Source organism: Bradyrhizobium sp. Kon58, from assembly GCF_055807455.1.
This window is the reverse complement of the sequence record NZ_JBVVOT010000548.1, coordinates 1-252: the sequence shown is the minus strand read 5'-3', so window position 1 is coordinate 252 and position 252 is coordinate 1. Positions and strand designations below refer to the sequence as shown.

Annotated in this window: 1 protein-coding gene; it reads right to left on the bottom strand. The window is 62.3% G+C overall.

The features are described from left to right. On the bottom strand, window positions 1-252 hold a 252-nt coding region (locus tag AC0L20_RS41450; protein ID WP_473295903.1), incomplete at both ends, for a hypothetical protein.

Genomic DNA, 252 nt, shown 5'->3' with positions numbered 1-252 from the left:
CCCTTGCCATCCAGGGCCAGCGTGAAGCCGTCGATCACCGGTGGCGGCGCGGTGTTGGTGTCGAATGCGCCCATGGCCTTGCCATCGGAACGCACGACCGTGTAGTTATTGGCGCTGCTGAAGGTCACTTTGTAGTCGTAGGTCGACAACTTGCTGGTGTCGCTGATGCTTACGTTCAGGTTGCCGGAGCCGGTGCTGTTGCCCATCGCGCCCTGACTGCGCTGGGCAATGGCGGCGGCACTGTTGATGTCC